The sequence below is a fragment of the Vibrio sp. 10N.222.54.A3 genome (assembly GCF_041474095.1).
Lineage (GTDB): Bacteria > Pseudomonadota > Gammaproteobacteria > Enterobacterales > Vibrionaceae > Vibrio > Vibrio crassostreae_C.
The window spans coordinates 1,669-2,361 of record NZ_JBFRTN010000160.1 but is presented as its reverse complement, the minus strand read 5'-3'; the positions used below and the strand labels follow the sequence as shown (position 1 = coordinate 2,361).

Below are 693 nucleotides of genomic sequence, written 5' to 3'. Positions count from 1 at the left end.
TAGGAAACAAAGCCTTTGTTACTCGTCGGTATAACCGTGTTACGCGGAGCAAGTCGATCTTTTCTCGTAATATCAATCATCATTAGCTCCCTTGGCATTAGCTTCTTCCTTTATAGCGCCCTAATTGCGCCTTCTGTAACTTCTAGGATCGAGGCTCGAAGTATTCTCGTTGTGACGATATGTATCTTAGCCCTCTGTGCAAACTATTCAGGGGAAAAGCACGATAACAGAGAAGCAAAGTGTCTGTTGAATCTGACCCTGTTTATCAACATTCTCTATATGGCAATTAGGGGCGTACTTGCTCATACCAAAGGAACGAATTCGAACTATTACCTGATATCAGATATTCATAAATTGTCTTTCGTTATCATGACAATCACAATTGTTAGCCTCGCATTTTCAGTGTTTTGGATCTTAACTGATCGTTTGTTGAAGCAGACCTATCGTTCATCGATCACTGATGAACAAACCGGCCTTTATAACCGTAGAGGCCTAGCAGAACTGATACCCAAGCTTGTTCAACCAGGCCGAGAGAGTGACATTTCTGTACTGATTGCCGACCTAGATCACTTCAAAAAAATTAATGATACCTATGGTCATGACAAGGGAGATGATGTGATTAAGCACTTTGGTCAAATTCTTGAAGATACATGCCGCACAAGCGATTTCTGTTTTCGCTATGGTGGAGAAGAG

At 41.6% G+C, this 693-nt stretch carries 1 protein-coding gene; it reads left to right on the top strand.

Going from position 1 to position 693, the window contains the following annotated elements; genetic code table 11:
* Nucleotides 1-369: 369 nt before the first annotated feature.
* Nucleotides 370-693, top strand: a 324-nt coding sequence (locus tag AB4507_RS22620; protein ID WP_372183452.1) for a GGDEF domain-containing protein, incomplete at its 3' end; no start/stop codon positions are given.